We start from the raw sequence: 18712 nt of genomic DNA, 5'->3' as shown, positions 1-18712 counted from the left end.
CATGGTCGACGGTGGGTGACGGTGTCTCTGCCGGGGGTGGTGGAAAGGGTGGCGGGTCACCCGCCTCCGGGTGGCCCGCACCACAGCCCTCACCCGCCGTGCCCCGTGCAGGCACCGGGAGTGCTCGGCATAGCCTCGGGCCATGAGCAACGAGAGCGATGAGCGGCGGGACGCGGAGGCCTTCGACGAGGTGGGGCAGGGGGCCGGGGAGCCGGGGGCGGCGGTCGCGCCCACCGGGTTCGAGCTGGGGACGGACGGCCCCAAGATGATCCTGGCCGGGCTGGACGGATCGGACTCCGCCTGGCGGGCCACCGCCTACGCGGCCGGTCTGGCCCGGCGGCAGCACGCCACCCTGGCGGTCGCGTACATCCAGCCGGTGCTCGGTGCGGCCACCGCGCTCGCGGGCGCGGCGGTGGAGGAGACCACCCGGGAGATCGCCGACGAGCTGCTCGACGCCCTGCGCGAGGCCGAGCACCGGCACCGCGACGTCTGGAGGCTGGACTGGCGCTTCCTGACCGTCCGGGGCGACCCGTTCACGGGTCTGGCGCGGTTGGCGGACGAGCTGCGGGCGGACGCGGTGGTGGTCGGGGCCTCCGAGCAGGCCGGTCACCGGGTGATCGGCTCGGTCGCGGTGCGGCTGGTGAAGGCGGGGCGCTGGCCGGTCACGGTGGTGCCGTAGGGGAAGGGCGCGCGGGCGGGCGGACGAGGGGGCGACGAGGGCCGCGGTCCCGGGCGGATGCCGGGGCCGCGGCCCTGTGCGGTGTGAGGGGGGTCAGAGCACGGAGACGCTGTTGCCGCAGATGTTGATCGGGATGCTGATCGGGATCTGGATCTGGTTTCCGGAGAGCACGCCGGGGGAGCCCGCCACGACGCCGCTGGCGTAGGCGCCGCCGGTGTTGATACAGGTGGTTCCCCCGCCCCCGCCGCCCCCGCCGAGGAAGGCCGAGGAGAGCGGCGCGGCTTGGGCGGGGGCGCTGTGCGCGGAGTCGTCGCAGCCGCCGGCGAGGGCGGGGCCGGCGGAGATGACGGCCAGCGCGGCGCTCAGGCCCGCGGCGAACAGGTACTTCCTGGTGTTGGTCATGGGGAAGGAATAGCCAGTCGACACGCCGATGACCACATGATCCGACCGTGCGGTCACCCGAGCGCAGTCGGAACCCCACCCCGATGCAGCAGCCACCGAGCCCGGCCGGCCCACCTGCCTTGCCCGCTCTCGCACCACCTGCCCGCTCTCGCGCCACCTGTCCGTCCGACACCGCGGTCCTGCTCCGGTCCCGGGCACCGGGACGGGGCACGACCGGGACACCCGCCCCGTGTTTCCGGGACATCGGCCGCCCGATGCTCGACGGACGGGCCGCGGCAGCGGCCCGCGGCCACCCGGCCACGGCACGAACGGGAGACCCGCATGTACGCGCACTGGGGCACCTTCACCAAGAACGACAACCTCGGCAGCTGTCTCGGTCTGGCCCAGACCGCCCTCGAACGCCAGGGCTTCCAGGTCTGGGACCTCGCCGGGGACGGCGACTACCAGGTGATCGGCGGCAACGGCAACGTGATCGCCACCGTCGTCTGCGTCCCGCAGGGCCGGAACGTCTGGCTGACCGTCAGCGCCTACTCCACCGACTCGACGCTCGCCGAGCGCACCCGCAACGACGTGCGCTCGTACATCGTCAACTCCGTCCGCATCGACTAGGCGTCGGCGGGGTCGTACGGACCTCCCGGGCGCGGCCGTCCCGCGCCCGGGAGGTCCGCCGTGCCCGGGAGGCCGGCGGGGAGGAGCCCGCTGCCGCCCCTCACGGCCCGTCCCGTCCCGTTCCCTCCGCCAGCGCGTCCCGCAGCGCCGCTCGGGAGGTGATGCCGAGCTTGGGGAACAGCCGGTACAGGTGGGAACCGACGGTGCGCGGGGACAGCCGGACCACGGCGCCGATCTCCTTGTTCGTCAGTCCGCCCGCCGCCAGCTCCCCGATCCGGCGCTCCTGCCAGGTCAGCGTGGCCAGGCGCGCGGCGGCCGGGCCCGGGCCGGGTTCGGGCGCGGGCACGCCCGAGGCGCGGAGTTCGGCCCGGGCCCGTTCGGCCCAGCCGGCGGCGCCGAGCCGCTCGAAGGACTCGGCGGCGAGCGTCAGCGGGTGCCGCGCCGCCCGGGGGCCACCGGTGCGGCGCAGCCGGACACCGTGGGCGAGGCGGATGCGCGCGAGTTCGAACGGGAAGTGCGCGCCGGCCGGGTGGGCGTCGGCGAGGGCGAACTCCCGCTCGGCCTCGGCGTCGTCGGGGGCCGTCATCGACAGCACCCCGTGGGTGACGAGGGCCAGCCGGGGGGAGACCGCCGGCAGCCCGGTGTCCCGCGCGGCGAGCGCGTGCCGCCGGGCCTGCTCGGCGCGGCCGGTGTGCAGTGCGGCCTCGACCAGGTCCAGCAGGGTGCGCGAGGCCTGGTGGGCGCAGGGAGCGAAGGTGCCGGGAGCGGTGATGCCGGCGGCGTACCGGTAGGCGCTCTCGTAGTCCCCGTCGCTCAGCGCCGCCGCCGCTCCCACCGCGTCGGCGATCTGGAGGAGGAAGCCCACGCCCCGGGGCCGGGCCCAGTGCCCGACGGCCGCCTGCAGTTCCGCGGCCCGTCGGGACTGTCCGCGCAGGGCCGCCAGGAGCGCGAGGTAGGCCCGGCCGTGGTGGGCGAACAGCGCGAATCCGTGGGCCGTGGTCAGCTCCAGTACGCGGTGCCCGGTCCGCTCGGCCTCGTCCCACGCCCCGGCGGCCAGCTGGTCCAGCATGACGAGGTGCAGCATGGTCATGCCGTTGGCGACGGCGCCGGTCTCCACCTCCCGGTCCACGGTGCGGCGCAGCAGCGGGCCGTAGTGGTGCAGCGTGTCGACGTGGTACGCGGCGACGGCCAGCCGCGTGACGTCCCACGGTTCCAGCCGGGGGAGGTCGGCGAAGGCGCGCTCGACCCGCTCGTGCACACCGGCCCCGTGGCGGACCACGTCGCTCCAGGCGTCCCGGTAGATCAGCGAGACGGGTGCCACCAGTGGGCCCATGGAGGCCAGGAGCCGGTGCGCGGCCTCCCAGGCCGCGGGATCGGCGGCGTACTGGTTGACGGCGAGCAGGAGGTTCACCAGCCGGGTGAGCACCTCGGCCGGCTGCCCCGGCTCCGGAGGGTGCCCGGCCGGCCGCCCGCCCGGGGTCTCCGTGGCGGACGCGGGTTCCGCCCACCCCCGGCCGGCCGCCCGGATCCGCCCGATCGCCGCGACGACCTGCAGTCGCGCCGAGCGCACGTCCCCGTCCTCGTAGAGGGCCGTGTACGCGGACGTCACCGTGGCCGCGGCCGAAGCCGCTCCGCCGGACGAGGCCGCCCCGTCGGTGAGCCTGCGCGCCTGGTCGAGGAGCGCGGAGTGCCCGGCGACGAACGCCGCGTCGCCCAGGCGTCGCGCCCGCCCGTCCCGGTCCTCGCTGAACTCGGCGGCGCGGGTCAGCCAGGCGACCGCCGCGAGCGCGCCCCCGCGCCGGGTGGCCGACTCGGCGGCCGTCTCCAGCGCGGCGGCCACCTGCTCGTCGGGCCCCTGGGCCGCCGCCGCCAGGTGGGTGGCCCGCCGCTCGACGTCGTCGCCGTGGACCCGGGCCAGCTCCCTGTGGGCCGCGCGCCGCCGGCCGGGCGTGGCCAGCTGGACCACGGTCGAGCGCACCAGGGGATGCCGGAACACGAAGTCGCCACTGACCGGATCGACGTCGAGCAGTCCGCAGGCCGCCGCCTCGTCGACGTCCCGCATCCGGTACCGCGCGGCGCGGCCGCCGCTCCTCGTCCCCGCGCCGTCGAGCGCCGCGCGCAGGAGTTCCTCCCGCACCGCGTCGTCCAGCCGTTCGATCCGGGTGCCGAACACGTGCTGGAGGCGGCGCGGAAGTCCGGCCGGGTGCGGGCCGGTCGCCGGTCCGCCGGCGGCGGCACCCCCGCCGCCCGGACCGCCCCCGCTCCGGTGGGCCGCTCCCGCGTACGGCGGGAGTTCCAGCAGCGCGAGCGGATTGCCGCAGGCCTGGTCGAGGACCAGCCGCCGCACCCCCGGGTCGAGACCCGGGTGGCGCCGGTCGAGGAGCCGTTCCGCGTCGCCGTCCGGCAGCGCGGCCACCGGGAGCTCCGCCAGCGCCGCCGCGTCGAACCCGGAGGCGACCTCGGACCGCACGCCGACCAGCAGGCGTACCGGACCTGCGGTGAGCCGGCGCGCCACGAAGCCGAGCACGTCGGTGCTGGCGGCGTCGACCCACTGGCCGTCGTCCAGGACCAGCAGTACCGGCCGCTCGGAACCGGTCAGGGACAGCAGGTCGAGGACGGCGATCCCCAGCGACATCACCGACGGCGGCGCCCCGTCGCCGCGCCCGAGGACGACGTCGAACACCGCCCGGTGGGCGGCGTCCAGGCCGGCGGCCCGTGGAAGCAGGGGGTGCAGGAACTGGTGCAGTCCCGCGAAGGGCAGCGCGCTCTCCGCCTCGGCCCCGGCGGCCCGGAGCACCAGGTGCCCGGCGTCCGCCGCGTGCGCGGCGGCGTGGTCGAGCAGCGCGCTCTTCCCCACTCCCGTCTCGCCCCGCAGGAGCAGGGCCCCGGGCCCCGACTCCGTCACGAACGCGGCCAGCAGCGCTTGTTCGCGGCCCCGCCCGACCATCGTCCCCACGGTCGACCCGACCGCTCCCACCCCAGTGCCCACGACCGTCCCCGCCCCTTTCCTCGCAGGTGGCCACACCTGCGGCCCCGGCTATCCTCCCCTTTCCCGCCGGGTGCCCCGTGAACTCCGGGCCCTGCCCCGGCAACCCCGCCGCGCTCCGGGGGCGGCGGCGGGGCGCTGGGCCCGGCCCCGGGGGCGGGCCCGGTCCGGCGATAGGCTGCCTGACCATGACGGACATCTCGGTCGAGCCGCCCCGGACACCCCGCCGCCGTCCTGCCGGACGCACGCCCCGGGAGACCGCCGACCGACCGGACGAGGGGGCCGCCGGCGCGGCCCGCGCCGGCGACGGTCCGTCCGGTACCGACCTGCATCTCGACCTCCCCGTCACCGGCAGCCGCCGCGCCGCCCTGATGGGCGCCCTGCGTGAGGCGATCCGCAGCGGCCGGCTCGCCCCCGGCACCCGCCTGCCGCCCTACCGCGCCCTCGCCGCGGACCTCGGCATAGCCCGCAACACCGCCGCCGACGCCTACGCCGAGCTCGTCGCCGAGGGCTGGCTCACCGCCCGGCAGGGTTCGGGCACCGCCGTCGCCGACCGGGCCGAGCCCGTCCCCCCGACCCGCGCCCGCCGGCCGTCCCGGCCGCCGCAGCCCGCCCACGACCTGCGGCAGGGCCGGCCCGACACCGCCTCCTTCCCCCGCACCGCGTGGCTCGCCGCCGGGCGGCGCGCGCTCACCGCCGCGCCCAACGAGGCGTTCGGACCGGGCGATCCGCAGGGCCGCCGCGAGCTGCGCGACGCCCTCGCCGACTACCTGGCCCGGGTGCGCGGCGTACGGACCGATCCGGAGCGGATCGTGGTCTGCTCCGGCTTCGCCCACGGGCTGCGACTGCTCTTCGACGGTCCGCGGGCCGTGCTGCCCGCCCGGACCACCGGACCGCTCGCGGTCGAGGCGTACGGGCTGGCCTTCCACCGAGGGCTGCTCGCCACCGCCGGGGCGACCACGGTGCCCCTCTCGCTGGACGAACGCGGCGCCCGTGTCGGCGAGTTGGCGCGCCACCCGGACGTCCGGACGGTCCTGCTCACCCCGGCCCACCAGTTCCCGACCGGCGGTCCGCTGCACGCCGGGCGGCGTTCGGCCGTGGTGGACTGGGCGCGCGGACGCGGCGGACTGATCCTGGAGGACGACTACGACGGCGAGTTCCGCTACGACCGCCAGCCGGTCGGTGCGGTGCAGGGCCTCGATCCCGAGCGGGTGGTCTACCTCGGCACCGTCAGCAAGAGCCTCAGCCCCGCGCTGCGCATCGGCTGGATGGTGCTGCCCGACCACCTGGTCGACCGGGTGCTCGCGGCCAAGGGGGAGCGTGAGGGCTGGGCGAGTGCGCTGGAACAGCTCACGCTCGCGGAGTTCATCGGCTCGGGCGGCTACGACCGGCACGTCCGGCGGATGCGCCGGCGCTACTGCGGCCGCCGGGACGCGCTGGTCGCCGCGCTGGCCTCGCGTGCCCCGCACATCGAGGTCTCCGGCATCGCGGCCGGCCTGCACGCGGTGCTCCGGCTCGCACCCGGAACGGAGCGGTCGGTCCTCAAGGCGGCCGCCTACCGGGGGCTGGCCCTGGACGGCCTCGCGGACTACCGGCACCCGCTGGTCACGCCCGAGGCGATGCCGGCCTCCGACGGACTGGTCGTCGGCTACTCCACACCGCCCGACCACGCCTACCCGGCCGCACTCGACGCGCTCTGCGACATCCTGCCGGAGCCGCTCTGAGTGGCCGTCCGGCGCGGGGCCGGGAGCAAAGGGTAGGGTGTCCGGCCTTCCGGCGGGGCCGGAACCGGAAGGTAGTGGTTCCGGGCGTCCGCTCCGCTGTCATATGCCGGTACGGACCGGTGCGGAGGAGAACACCGGGGCGGGGCAGCCCGCCTACGCTCCATGGTCATGCGCACATCATTCCTGAGCCGCCTCGGCCTGCCCGCGATCCTCGCCCTCCTGATCGGCCTGATCCTCTCGGCCGCCCCCGCCCATGCCGACACCCCCCTGCTCTCCGTGTCCTCCGACAGGACGACGGCGACCCCGGGCTCCTCGGTCACCCTGACCCTGACCCTGACCAACCCGCACGACACCCCCGTGCAGTTCCTCTACGAGTCCATCCAGCCGACCTACGGCACGACCCAGGCCACCGGCCTGAAGTACGCCTTCGCGTCCTGCGGCGGCAACGTGAGCAGCTGTGACACCGGCGCCACCAGCGGTCTGGTCCACCACTCCGTGCCGGTCGCGGCGGGTGCCACCACCACCGTCACGCTGACCTACGACATCGCCGCCGACTCGGCCTGCGGCAACGGTGCGCGCATCGACTTCTACACGTACCTCTACTACGAGTACGCCTCGGGCACCGCCTCCGACTCCGGCATCTTCAACGTCCCCGGCAACGAGGTCACCTGCTCCTGATCCCGACCCCGCCCCGCCCCCGCTCCGGGCCGCAGCGCCCGGCCGGGGCCGCCCGGAACCCCCGTCAGGTGCCGATCGCCCCCGTACCGGCACCTGACGGGACTCCGGCGTTTCCCCCGGGGCGCCGGTGGGCCACCGGGTCGGCGGTCCGCCGCGTGTGCGGCCCGTGCGCCCCGCGGATTGTCGGACCCGGATGGCAGGCTCGGCGCATGGCCGAACCGGTGACCACTGACATGTCGACGACCGCCCCGGGCGCGGGCGCGCCGCCGATCCCCGAGGCCGTCGCGGCGGCGATCCGCGCACGGGCCGGTGACCGGCTCGCACCGCTGGTGCACCGGCTGTTCCGTTCCTCGCTGGTCCTCGGGCCGGTCACCGGCGATGGCGGGACGGGTGGTGGTGAGAGGGACGAGGGCCGGCTCGGAGGGCTGCCCGCGCTGCCGGCCGGGACGGCCTGGCCCGCGTTCTCCGGCCGTCCGATGCGCTTCCTGGCCCAGCTGGACTGCGCCCGACTGGCTGCGGCGTTCCGGGCGACCGGGCCCGGCGACCGCTGGCCGCTTCCCACCGAGGGTCTGCTGCTCTTCTTCCACGACGAGTGGCTCGCGGACTTCAGCGGCCGCGGCTGCCGGGTCCTGCACGTGCCCGCCGGGGCGCCGCCCCGACCGGCACCGCCGAGCGAGCACGGCACACCCGCCGTCCCGGCCGTCCCGGTCCGGGCGTCGTGGGCGCTCTCCGCGCCGTCCTACCAGGACCGCGAGCTGGAGAACCTGTTCCCCGACGACTTCCTGGTCGCGCTCGACCTCGCCCTCGACCTCGCGGACCAGCTGCCCCGGCCCGCCGTGCGGGTGCTCGGCTGGTGCGACACCGACACCGGACGCCCCGAGGGCCACCGGCCGCTGCTCCAGATCGGGAGCGGCGCGCTGGACACGGCACGGGGCGCGTGCGCCGACGTCTCGTTCTGGATCACCGACGAGGACCTCGCGGCGGGCCGCTTCGACCTGGTCCGGCACGGGTTCGAGACCGTCTGACGGGGTCGGGCGCGGAGCCCCCGACCTGGTCGGTACCGGCCCCGCACCGGCCTCCCGCCCGGGACGGCCGGGCGACCGCCGGACGACCGCCGGGCGGACGAACGGCGGGAACCGGCGGACTCGTCTTAGGCTGGGGTGAGGCCCGGAACGAGGGACCGGGCGCCCTGCCGGGGGTCGGTCGGGCGGTACGGCGGGGCGGTGAGACGAACGTGGTCCCAGAGCGAGAGCGGACCCCGGAGGGCGCGGAGCCGGGAGCGGAGTCCGCGCCGCACCGCGCGGCCGCTCCTGCCGACAGCACCGATGCCGAGAACACCGATGCCGACAGCACCGACGTCGTCGGCACCGCGCGCAGCGCCGAGGTCGCGGCCGGCGCCGACACCGCCGCCCCCGCCGTCGAGCTGCTGCGCGCGGTGCGCGCGCACCCGGGCCGTCTGCCGGAGCTGCTCGCGGTCTTCGCCGTCCGTCACCGCGGCCCCCGGGCCGCCCGGCGGACCGCCGCGCTCCGCGCGTCCCGCCCCGACGAGACCACGGGCGAGCTGGCCGTCCGGGCCGTCACGCACGCCCGGCGGGTCAGCCAGTCCGAGGGAGCGTTCGTCGGCGGGCCGTTCCTCTGGCTGGTGCCGTTCGCCTTCTGCAGCGCGCTGCTGGCCCAGGGGCAACTCCTCCTGGAGCTCGCCGCCCTCGCCGGGAAGGACCCGGTGGCACCGGCCCGGGCCGCCGAGATCCTCGTCCTCCAGGGGGCGTACCCCGACCTCGCCGCCGCCGAGCGCGCGCTGGCGTCCGGCCCCGATCCGGCGCCCGGCGGTCCGCCCGCCGGTCGGGACCGCCGGACCCGGCGCATCCGCGGATTCGCCTCCCTGATCCGGCGGATGGCCCGCCTGCTCGGGCTGACGAGCGAGGGCGAGGACCCGCCGCCGTCCCGTTGGCGTTCCGCCGGCGGGTGGGCGCTGCTGGCCGTGGTCTTCCTCCTCGGTACGGTCGCCCCGCTGGTCTGGCTGCCGTACATGGGGGCCTCCTACAACCGGGCCACCGACCGGATCGCCACGCGTGCGGTGGGTTTCCACTTCGGCGGCGCTCCGGCGGGCTGGTCCGGGCCCCGCCGGACCCGCACCGACCCCGGGATGGTGGTGGCGGCCGCCCGGGCCGTGGCCTCGCTGGTCGTCCCGCTGGGAGCGGTCGTCGTGCTGCTGCTCGCCGACGTCCGGCTGTTCGAGAGCCGGTGGCCCGCGCTCGCCTTCGTGGTGATCGGGCTCTCCGCCCTGGTGGGCACCTTCTGGTACGTGGCACGACGGCGCGAGCGGGACCACCGGGACCGCGGCGAGTCGTAGCGGGGCGTGGCGGGCCGTCGAGGGCCGGGTGCCCCGCCGGCTGCCCTGACCGGGTGTCCGCCCGCCCCGTGGACCGGTGAAGCGCCCGGCCGCCGCCCGCCCCGGACCCGTACGGCCGCTGCTCCCAGGCCCTCTGACGGATGGTCACCGCACGAAGGTTAGGCTGCCCACAGGGCCGCGTGGAGCGGCCGGGAGAAGGGTGACACGGGTGCGAACCGTACGAGACCAGCGTGTGAACGGCGGGCCTGCCGATGCCGCCGGCACCACCACCGGCGCCGACATCACCATCACCGACGCCGGCGACGGCGCGCGCACCACCGCAGGTGCCGGCAGCACGGGGACGGCGGCCGGGGCCGGCCGGCGCCCCAAACTGCGCGCGGTACCCGGCCACCGGCTCGCCGGGCTGCCGCAGCTCGCCGGGGTGGACGAGCGGTTGCGGCACGAGATCGCGGTGGTCGCGGCGGTGCTGCCGTTCAAGGTGAACAACCACGTCCTGGAGGAGCTGATCGACTGGCGGCGCGTCCCCGACGACCCGATGTACCGCCTGACCTTCCCGCACCGGGACATGCTCCCGGCGGAGCTCTTCGACCGGATCTCCGCGCTGATCTCCGCCGGCGCCCCGCGCGAGCGGCTCGCCGAGGCGGTGGCGGCCGCCCGGCGCGCGCTCAACCCGCACCCGGGCGGGCAGTTGGAGGAGAACATCCCCGAGCTGGACGGCCGCCCCGTGCCCGGCCTCCAGCACAAGTACCGGGAGACGGTGCTGCTGTTCCCCGCCCAGGGCCAGAGCTGCCACGCCTACTGCGGCTACTGCTTCCGCTGGGCCCAGTTCGTCGGTGAGCCGGACCTGCGGCAGAGCCTGCCCGGTCCGGCGACCGCGCTGGACTACCTGCGGGCCCACCAGGAGGTCGCCGACGTGCTGATCACCGGCGGTGATCCGCTGATCATGTCCACCGCGCGGCTGGCCGGCTACGTCGAGCCGCTGCTCGGTCCCGGGACCGAGCACCTGCGGACGATCCGGCTGGGCACCAAGGCGCTGGCCTGGTGGCCGCACCGGTTCACCACCGACCCGGACGCCGACGACCTGCTCCGCCTGTTCGAACGTGCGGTCGCCGCCGGGCGGCAGGTGGCGGTGATGGCCCACGTCAGCCACCCGCGCGAGCTGGCCGGCGAGGTGGTCCGGGCGGCCGTGGCGCGGATCAGGTCCACGGGGGCGGTGATCCGGGCCCAGGCGCCGCTGATCCGGCACGTCAACGACTCCCCGGACGTCTGGGCCGCGATGTGGCGGGACATGGTGCGGCTCGGCATCGCGCCGTACTACCTGTTCGTGGAGCGGGACACCGGGGCGAGCTCCTACTTCGAGGTGCCGCTGGCGCGGGCGGTGGAGATCTACCGGGACGCGGTCCGCCAGGTGTCGGGGCTGGAGCGGACGGCGCGCGGGCCGGTGATGTCGGCCGGGCCGGGGAAGGTCTGCCTGGACGGCGTCGCGGAGGTCGCGGGTGAGCGGGTCTTCGTCTGCCGGTTCCTGCAGGCCCGCGAGCCGGAGCGGGTGGGCCTGCCGTTCTTCGCCCGGTACGACGAACGGGCCACCTGGTTCGATCAGTTGAGGCCGGCGTCGTTCGAGCGGAGGCCCTGGTTCGCGGGGGATTCGCAGCTCGCGGGGGAGCCCGCGCTGGTCTGATCGGCCCTCGGCGGCCGACTCTGTTCGACAGGCGAACACGTGTTCCAGTCGCCCGCACCCCGCCGGCCGGGGTGCGGGCGTTCGCGTTGCTCCGTTCGGGTGAGGTGAATCGTTCCTACGTCTGGACGATTCGCATGCGCAGAAACGTGTCGGCGTTGTGGGGCCCGGCTGACGGATTCAAACCCTCCGCTCGGAGAGATTCACCCTATCGGGGGGCACTCCACCGCCATACGGGGTCGGTCGGGCCTTGGTGATCTAGGGTTCCCGGTGGATCGACCGAGTGGCGCTCCACTTCGTGAACGCCATCAACACCCTTGCCGATACGTGTATCTGATGAACCGTCGAGACCGTTCACCCGGCCACCGCCGACCGGGCGGCCCCGTCGGCGGGACCTGCGCAGACGACGTGACCTGACCAGATGAAGGAGAGCCCTGCCGATGCCCGTGGAGACCAGCCCGGAGACACAGCAGGTGGTGCAGTCGAGCCTCACTACGGCCGCTGCCCGCAATCTCGCCACCACCACCAAGTCCGCGCCGCAGATGCAGGAGATCACCTCCCGCTGGCTGCTCAAGGTGCTGCCCTGGGTGCAGGCCGCCGGTGGCGCCTACCGAGTGAACCGCCGCCTCACCTACACCGTCGGCGACGGCCGGGTCGAGTTCATCAAGACCGGTTCAGAGGTCCGGGTCATCCCGCAGGAGCTGGGCGAACTCGCCCTGCTGCGCGGCTTCGAGGACGACGGGGTGCTCACCGCGCTGGCCGACCGCTGCGAGCAGCGCGACTTCGGCCCGGGTGAGGTGCTCGCCGAGCGCGGAGCGCCCGCCGACCGGATCTACCTGATCGCGCACGGCAAGATCAACCAGATCGGCACCGGCAAGTACGGTGACGAGACGGTGGTCAGCGTGCTCGCCGACGGTGACCGCTTCGGCGAGCACGCCGTCCTCGACGCCGACGCCGTCTGGGAGTTCACCGCCAGGACGGTGACCTCCGGTACCGTCCTCTCGCTGCCCCGCCGGGACTTCGAGGCGATCCGGGACGGCTCGCCCGCGCTGCAGGAGCACCTCGGGGCCTTCCTCGCCCTCCCGCTCCAGCGCCAGAACGAGCGCGGCGAGGCCGAGATCGCCATGTCGGCTGGCCACCACGGCGAGTACGAGCTGCCCGGCGCCTTCGTGGACTACGAGCTCAAGCCGCGCGAGTACGAGCTGAGCGTCGCCCAGACGATCCTCAAGGTGCACACCCGGGTCGCCGACCTCTACAACCAGCCGATGAACCAGATCGAGCACCAGCTCCGGCTGACCATCGAGGCGCTGCGCGAGCGCCAGGAGCACGAGCTGGTCAACAACCCGGAGTTCGGTCTGCTCAACAACGCGGACTTCGCCCAGCGGATCCAGACCCACTCCGGCCCGCCCACCCCGGACGACCTGGACGAGCTGCTCAGCCGCCGCCGCGACCCGGACTACCTGCTCGCCCACCCGCGGGCCATCGCGGCGATCGGCCGTGAGTTGAACTCGCGCGGGATCTACCCGCACCACGTCGACCTCGGCGGGCAGCAGGTGCCGGCGTGGCGCGGGGTGCCGATCCTGCCGTGCAACAAGATCCCGATCACCAAGGAGAACACCAGCTCCATCCTGGTGATCCGGACCGGCGAGGACAACCAGGGCGTCATCGGCCTGCACCAGACCGGCCTCCCGGACGAGTACCAGCCCGGCCTCTCGGTCCGGTTCATGGGCATCGACGAGAAGGCGATCATCTCGTACCTGGTCAGCGCCTACTACTCGGCCGCGATCCTGGTGCCGGACGCGGTCGGCGTGCTGGAGAACGTCGAGGTCGCGCACGGCCGCCGCTGATCCGTGGCGCCGGGCGCCCGGCCCGCCTCGACGCGGCGGCCCCGTCGTGACGACCGTGCCGTGACGACCGTGTCGTGACGACCCGTCGTGACGACCCGTCCGGCCGTGACCCGGGCCCCGGGCTCGCGACCGGGCCCGGTCCGGCCGTGACGGGCCGCCCGCATGATCGTTTCACCTGGTACCGGACGGCCCGCCCCCCGAGGCGGGCCGTCCGGTGTCGGCCCCCTTCCGGCGCCGTCCGACCTACCTGACGACACGAGAGGTGCATGGAGCCCATGCCCCAGTCCCAGCCGCCCCGACGGATACCGGTGGACGGGCAGTCGTGACCGCGGACCCCACCGCCGCGAGCGACGGCACTCCGAGAGACGACGCTGCGAGAGACGGCGCTGCGAGCGGCGGTACCCGGCGTGACGGCGTCACCCGCAGCCGTGACCCGATCGGCGCCGGCACCTCCCGCGCCCGGCGGATCCGGCTGGCCGGAGCGGCGGCCGGGGTGGCCGCGCTCTGCGCGCTGCTGAGCGGTTCGGCCGCCGCCAGGACCTCGGGACAGCACGGCGGAGGGCGCCCGCACGGGCCGGTCGTCAGCACCTGCGTCTCCACCGGGACGGACGTCTCGGTGGGGGTCGGCCACGGGGGAGTGGACGTCCAGGTCGGCGTCGACGTGGAGGTGGACGTCACCGTCGACCTCTCCGGGACGTCGCACCACCCGGGCTCGCCCACCCCGAGGCCATGGCCGCCGAAACCCTGGCCCACCAAGCCGTGGCCACCGAAGCCGACGCACAGCCATCCGTGCCCGACGCCCACGCCCACGCCCAAGCCGACACCCACCCCGACCCCGACTCCCACACCCACCCCGACCCCGACCCCGAAGCCCACCCCGACCCCGACACCCACCCCGGTGCCGACACCGCCGCCGACCCCCGCGCCGGTGCCGCCCCCGGCTCCGCCCTCCCCGACGCCGCGGCCCACCACGCCGCCCGCGTCCCCGCGGCCGGTGCCCACCCCGGTACCGACGCCGAGGCCGACGACCCCGCGGCCCACCGCACAGCCGGTGGTGCCGCCCCCGCCGGCGCCCCGCCCGCCCGCGCCGACGCCACCACCGCCCCCGGCACCGCAGACCCAGGCACCGCAGAGCCCGGCCCCCGAGCCGGTGCGCCCTGCCCCGACGGTGAAGCCCGTCCGGATCCCGCAGGCCCCACCGGTGCAGGCCCCGGAGCGGCACCACGGCGCCGCGCCGACCCGGACCATGCTGGTGATCACCGTGCCCGCCGTGCTCGCGGTGGTCGCCCTGCGTCCGCGCGGAGGCTCCGGCCGAGGCGGCTCGGGGGGTCGCGGAGGCGCCGGCGGTTCCACCGGGTCCGCCGGTTCGAGCGGCTCCGGCGGCTCAGGCGGTACCGGCAGCTCCTGACACCGCGTCGGTCCGACGTGAGCACCACCGGGCCGCCCGCAGCGGCTCGTTCCGCCCCCGGTGCACCCGGCCCGTGCCTCCCACCCCGGCACGGGCCGGGTCCGAGCCGATTCAGCCCGATCCGATCCGACGAATGACCCGACCCAGAGAGGAGTTCCCATGTCCGAGTGGTTGGCGCTGGCCATCGCCATGCTGGCGGCCTGTGCCGTCGTGGTGGCGGTGGTGCTGCTGAGGCACCGCCGCGCCGGTGAGGACGAGGACACCGACGAGACACCGGACGTCATCGAGTACATGACGATGATGATCGGCGTGGTCTACGCCATCGTGCTCGGCCTGGCACTCGCCGGTGTCTGGGAGGCGCGCGGCGTGGCGCAGGACGACGTGTTCCGCGAGGCGCAGGCGCTGCACGAGGTGAGCGAGCGGGCGCAGGTCTACCCGGTCGAGTTCCGTGACAAGGTCCGTGCAGACGTCGACGCCTACGTCTCCTACGTGGTCGACGTCGAGTGGACGTACATGCGCGAGAACGGCGAGATCTCCGACCGGGGCACCGAGCTGCTCGCGAAGCTGCGCAGCGACGTCGCGACCCGTCCGCCGGCCACCGACCTGGAGGCCCAGGCGTACCAGCCGATCATGGACCGGATCGGCATCGCCGACGACGCCCGCAACGCGCGGGGCCAGAACGCCGGACCGACCATGCCGGGCGTGGTCTGGTTCGGCCTGATCGTGGGCGCCGTGGTGACGATCGGGATGGTGTTCGCCCTCCAGATCAGGCGCTCGGCAAGGGAGTTGCTGCTCGCCGGGGTGTTCAGTGCGCTGATCGCCTTCCTGCTCTTCCTGATCTGGGACTTCGACGACCCGTTCGGCCGGAGCGTCTCGGTCACCACCGAGACGTTCACCGACCTGTTCCCGGCACTGGGCGGCGGGAAGGAGTGACCGGCCGGTCGCGCCCGTCACCCGGACCCGTCTCCCGGCGGCCCCGGCCTTCGATACTCTGATCGGGCCGTCGGGGGCCGGCCCCGGCGTGCATGCCGAGAGGATCCGTGCGCGTGGCCTACCGACAGCCCCACCAGGGCGACCCGTACCCGACGACCCAGCGCCCCGGGCGCGCCTGGTGGTGGCTGCCCGCCGAGGAGCGCCGGAGGCGGCGCCGCCAGCGCAAGGAGTGGAAGGCCTACCTCCGCAAGCACGGGGAGAAGAAGAAGGACAACGACTGCCTGGACAACCTCGACTGCAGCGGCGGTTGCGACGGTCCCTGCCTGCTCCTGTTCTTCCCGGTGATGACGGTCGCGGGTATCCGGTTCGCCCTCGCCGGAGGCCGCGGCCGACGCCACGGCGGCGCGGCGGGCCGGGTCGACCCGGCCGCGCCGGTGCCCGGCGGTTTCGCGGCCGGGGTGCTGTACGGGGCCGTGCGCCACTACCGCACCGAGATCAGCCCCGGGCGGCCGGCCTGCTGCCCGTACACGCCGACCTGCTCGACGTACGCCGTCCAGGCGCTGCACCGGCACGGCGCGGTGCGCGGTGCGCGGCTGACCGTCGGCCGGCTGTTGAGCTGCCGCCCGGGTGCCGCCCGCCGGGGTGGCGGCGTCGACCCGGTGCCGGAGCGCTGACCGGGCCGGGCGGCCCGGCAGACGGAGGGGCCGCGCGGATCACGGTCGAGAAGTGATCCGCGCGGCCTCCGGCATCAGCCGGCGAAGCGTCAGTGCAGGCTGCTGTTCATGGCGTTGAGCAGCGAGCCCGAGGCGTCGTCGTTCTCCAGGGCGAAGGCGAACAGGCCCGCCAGACCCTTGCTCCTGGCGTACGCGCCACGGGCCTGGATGGCCTGCGGGGTGTCACCGGTCCAGAAGTTGGTGCCGTCGTACACCCAGGACGACTCGGTCACCGGGTCCCAGTGGGTGTTGGCGGCGGTGGCGTTGAGCTCCTTCCAGGAGGCCAGGCCGGCCTCCGCGCTGAGCGGCTTGGCCGGCGTCGGGCCGGTCGCGCTCTGGTACAGGCCGAAGTTCGAGCCGGCCGGCACGCCGGTCCAGCCGCGCCAGTAGAACGGGAGGCCCAGCACCAGCTTGTTCGCCGGGAAGCCGCCCGCGATGCCGTACTCCGGCAGGCCGGTGGTGTAGGCGGCCAGCGTGGTGTCGATGTTGTACTTGCGGGTGCCCGGCGTGATCGGCGTGGTCGGGTCGGCCGGGCTGTCGTGCAGCGGGTCCTGGTGGTTGGTCGGGCCCTTGGCGTCCCAGGCACCGTGCATGTCGTAGGTCATGACGTCGGCGTAGTCCAGGTACGCGCCGATCTTGTCGGTCTCCAGCTGCGCGATCTTGTCCTGGCCGCTGGGCAGGGCAGCCGTCAGCAGGAACCGCTTGCCCTGCGCGCTGCCGAGGGCGTCCAGCTGGGTGCGGAACTCCTTCAGCAGCAGGGTGAAGTTCTGCTTGTCGGCGGGGGAGGTGTGGTTGCCGGTGTGCCCGCCGGCCGAGCCCGGGTACTCCCAGTCGAGGTCGATGCCGTCGAACAGGCCGGCCGCCGAGGCCGCGCCGCCCGCCGGGTCACCGGCGATGTTGGTCGGCAGGTTCCCCTTGAGGAACATGTCGAGGCAGGAGGAGACGAACTTCTTGCGCGAGGCGTCGCTCGCGGCGGCGTCGGAGAAGTACTTGGAGTACGTCCAGCCGCCGATCGAGATGCTGAGCCGCAGGTTCGGGTACTTGGCCTTCAGCTGGCGCAGCTGGTTGAAGTTGCCCTTGAGCGGCTGCTCCCAGACGTCGGCGCTGCCGTCCACGCTGGTGGCGCCGTTGTAGTCGGCCTGGTAGTCGGCGTAGGCGTCACCCGCGCCGTCGCCGGCGTTCGGGTTGTTCTCGTTGGCCGAGTCCGAGGCCTTCACCGCCTGGAAGCAGGTGAGGTTGGTCGGGTGGATGTTGGCGAACGCGTAGTTGATGACGTCCAGCTTGCCGGCCGCACCGCTGGTGTCCACGTTCTTCGCGTGGTACGCGTTCTCGTACACGCCCCACTGGTCGAAGTAGGCCGAGCGGAAGGGGCTGTTGGCGGGGGCGGCGGCGGTGGTGGTGTTGACCGGGGCGGACTGGGCGGACGCGTGACTGCCGGAGTAGCCCTGCACGGTGAAGGTGTACCCGCGGGTCGGCAGCAGCGAGCTGACGGCGACCGAGGTGCCCATGGAGGTGGCCACCAGCTGGTTGCCCGCGTACACCTTGTAGGAGACGGGGCCGTCGCCGCTGGTGAGGGTGGACGGCTGCCAGCTGAGCACGACGGCGTTGTGGGTGACCTTGGTGACCGTGACGCCGTTCGGGGTGGTGACCTTGCCGTCCCCGGCCGGGCCGGTGCCGGTCGAGGTGGCCGTCGGGGTGGGGCTGTTGGTGGCCGTCGGGCTGTTCGACGCGGTGGGGCTGTTGGAGGCGGTGGGGCTGTTCGACGCCGTCGGGCTGTTGGTGGCCGTGGGGCTGGTCGTGACGGTCGGGCTGCTGGTGGCCGTCGGGCTGGAGCTGCTGGTCGGTCCGGCCGGGCCGGTCAGGCTGAGGTCGTCGGCCCGGTAGGCGCCGGTGCCGTACCAGCCGTGCGTGAAGACCGTCACCGAGGTGGTGGCCGCGCCCGTGGTGAAGGTGGTGCTCAGCTGCGTCCAGCCGGTCGCGTTGGGCGCCCAGCTCTGGGAGTTGACGCCGGTCCCGGTCGCGCCGAGATAGACGTAGCTGCCCTGCACCCAGCCGGAGAACGTGTAGGTGGTGCTGGGCCGGACGGCGACCGTCTGCTGGCACTGGGCGGTGTCGGCGGCCGAGGCGGCGCCGCTGAGCGCGTAACTGCCGCCGTGCACCGGGGTGGTGACGACGGAGCCGTTGGCGCAGGTCCAGCCGGCCAGGCCGCCGGTCTCGAAGTCGGCGTTGGTCAGCAGGTTGACGGCCGCGGCCGAGGCGGTGTCGAGCGTGAGGGCGAGGGCGGCGCTGCCGGTGGTGAGCGTGGCCGCCAGGGCGAGCGCGGTGGTCCGTCGGCGTGGTGCGGCGGCCCGGCGTCGGGCAGGGCGCGCGGGCATGACCCGGTCGTGCATGGGTGATCCTCCGGAGGAGTGGGGTTCCGGCGGTGCGGTTGGCCCGGGATGGGCCGGGGAGCCGAACCGGGCGCTGTGGGGGCGCGCGGGCGGGTGTGGAGCGCGTTTTCGGGTAGGCGTGTGGTGCTCGTGACGCGGACCGGACAGGATCCCGCATCACGACATCACAGATTGGACTGGACCAATATTCGCCGTCAAGGGTGCCCCGCGGAACGGTCGTCGGCGACCGCACGGCCGGTGCGGCGGGCGGGGTCCGAGCCGGCGGACCGTGGGCCGGCCCGCGGACCGTACGGCCGGTACGGCGACCGCCGGACC

14 protein-coding genes are annotated in these 18712 nt (G+C 74.9%); 11 read left to right on the top strand and 3 right to left on the bottom strand.

Features of this window, described 5'->3' with window-relative positions; translation table 11 throughout:
* Nucleotides 1–265 precede the first annotated feature (265 nt).
* On the top strand, nucleotides 266–679 hold the full coding sequence (locus ABZY91_RS23575) for a universal stress protein (RefSeq protein WP_355405055.1): 414 nt from the start codon (nucleotides 266–268) through the stop codon (nucleotides 677–679).
* A gap of 93 nt (nucleotides 680–772) precedes the next feature.
* On the opposite strand, the gene ABZY91_RS23570 is transcribed toward ABZY91_RS23575, so the two are convergent.
* Complete coding sequence (locus ABZY91_RS23570) at nucleotides 773–1081, bottom strand: chaplin family protein (RefSeq protein ID WP_355405049.1); 309 nt, start codon at nucleotides 1079–1081, stop codon at nucleotides 773–775.
* 321 nt (nucleotides 1082–1402) lie between these two features.
* Between ABZY91_RS23570 and ABZY91_RS23565 the strand changes: the two genes are divergently transcribed.
* Entirely contained in the window at nucleotides 1403–1690 is a 288-nt protein-coding gene (locus ABZY91_RS23565; RefSeq protein ID WP_329881319.1) for a hypothetical protein, read from the top strand.
* 100 nt (nucleotides 1691–1790) lie between these two features.
* On the opposite strand, the gene ABZY91_RS23560 is transcribed toward ABZY91_RS23565, so the two are convergent.
* Entirely contained in the window at nucleotides 1791–4637 is a 2847-nt protein-coding gene (locus tag ABZY91_RS23560; RefSeq protein WP_355405047.1) for an AAA family ATPase, read from the bottom strand.
* A gap of 227 nt (nucleotides 4638–4864) precedes the next feature.
* Between ABZY91_RS23560 and ABZY91_RS23555 the strand changes: the two genes are divergently transcribed.
* From ABZY91_RS23555 to yidD, 9 genes are all read left to right on the top strand, one after another.
* Complete coding sequence (locus ABZY91_RS23555; protein ID WP_355405045.1) at nucleotides 4865–6400, top strand: PLP-dependent aminotransferase family protein; 1536 nt, start codon at nucleotides 4865–4867, stop codon at nucleotides 6398–6400.
* A gap of 168 nt (nucleotides 6401–6568) precedes the next feature.
* Nucleotides 6569–7078, top strand: a complete 510-nt coding sequence (locus tag ABZY91_RS23550; RefSeq protein WP_355405043.1) for a hypothetical protein — start codon at nucleotides 6569–6571, stop codon at nucleotides 7076–7078.
* A gap of 209 nt (nucleotides 7079–7287) precedes the next feature.
* Nucleotides 7288–8103: a YwqG family protein gene (locus ABZY91_RS23545; protein ID WP_355405041.1), complete on the top strand. Its 816-nt coding sequence runs from the start codon at nucleotides 7288–7290 to the stop codon at nucleotides 8101–8103.
* Between the two features lie 209 nt (nucleotides 8104–8312).
* Complete coding sequence (locus ABZY91_RS23540) at nucleotides 8313–9431, top strand: hypothetical protein (protein ID WP_355405039.1); 1119 nt, start codon at nucleotides 8313–8315, stop codon at nucleotides 9429–9431.
* A gap of 208 nt (nucleotides 9432–9639) precedes the next feature.
* Nucleotides 9640–11109, top strand: coding sequence for a lysine 2,3-aminomutase (locus ABZY91_RS23535; RefSeq protein WP_355405037.1), 1470 nt, complete (start codon nucleotides 9640–9642; stop codon nucleotides 11107–11109).
* 437 nt (nucleotides 11110–11546) lie between these two features.
* Complete coding sequence (locus ABZY91_RS23530) at nucleotides 11547–12953, top strand: family 2B encapsulin nanocompartment shell protein (RefSeq protein ID WP_329881312.1); 1407 nt, start codon at nucleotides 11547–11549, stop codon at nucleotides 12951–12953.
* A gap of 322 nt (nucleotides 12954–13275) precedes the next feature.
* Nucleotides 13276–14361: a hypothetical protein gene (locus ABZY91_RS23525; protein WP_355405035.1), complete on the top strand. Its 1086-nt coding sequence runs from the start codon at nucleotides 13276–13278 to the stop codon at nucleotides 14359–14361.
* A gap of 159 nt (nucleotides 14362–14520) precedes the next feature.
* Nucleotides 14521–15294 (top strand): hypothetical protein, encoded by a 774-nt coding sequence (locus ABZY91_RS23520; protein WP_355405034.1) that lies wholly within the window; start codon nucleotides 14521–14523, stop codon nucleotides 15292–15294.
* 113 nt (nucleotides 15295–15407) lie between these two features.
* Entirely contained in the window at nucleotides 15408–15968 is a 561-nt protein-coding gene (gene yidD / locus ABZY91_RS23515; protein ID WP_355405032.1) for a membrane protein insertion efficiency factor YidD, read from the top strand.
* Nucleotides 15969–16057: 89 nt separating this feature from the next.
* Here yidD and ABZY91_RS23510 read toward each other — a convergent pair whose 3' ends face one another.
* A complete protein-coding gene (locus tag ABZY91_RS23510) occupies nucleotides 16058–18397 on the bottom strand; it encodes a glycosyl hydrolase family 18 protein (protein ID WP_355405030.1) in 2340 nt (779 codons plus the stop codon).
* Between the last annotated feature and the right edge of the window lie 315 nt (nucleotides 18398–18712).

The sequence above is a fragment of the Kitasatospora sp. NPDC002965 genome (assembly GCF_040611255.1).
Taxonomy (GTDB): domain Bacteria; phylum Actinomycetota; class Actinomycetes; order Streptomycetales; family Streptomycetaceae; genus Kitasatospora.
The sequence above is the reverse complement of the archived record's forward strand: the minus strand, read 5'-3'. Positions and strand labels throughout refer to the sequence as shown.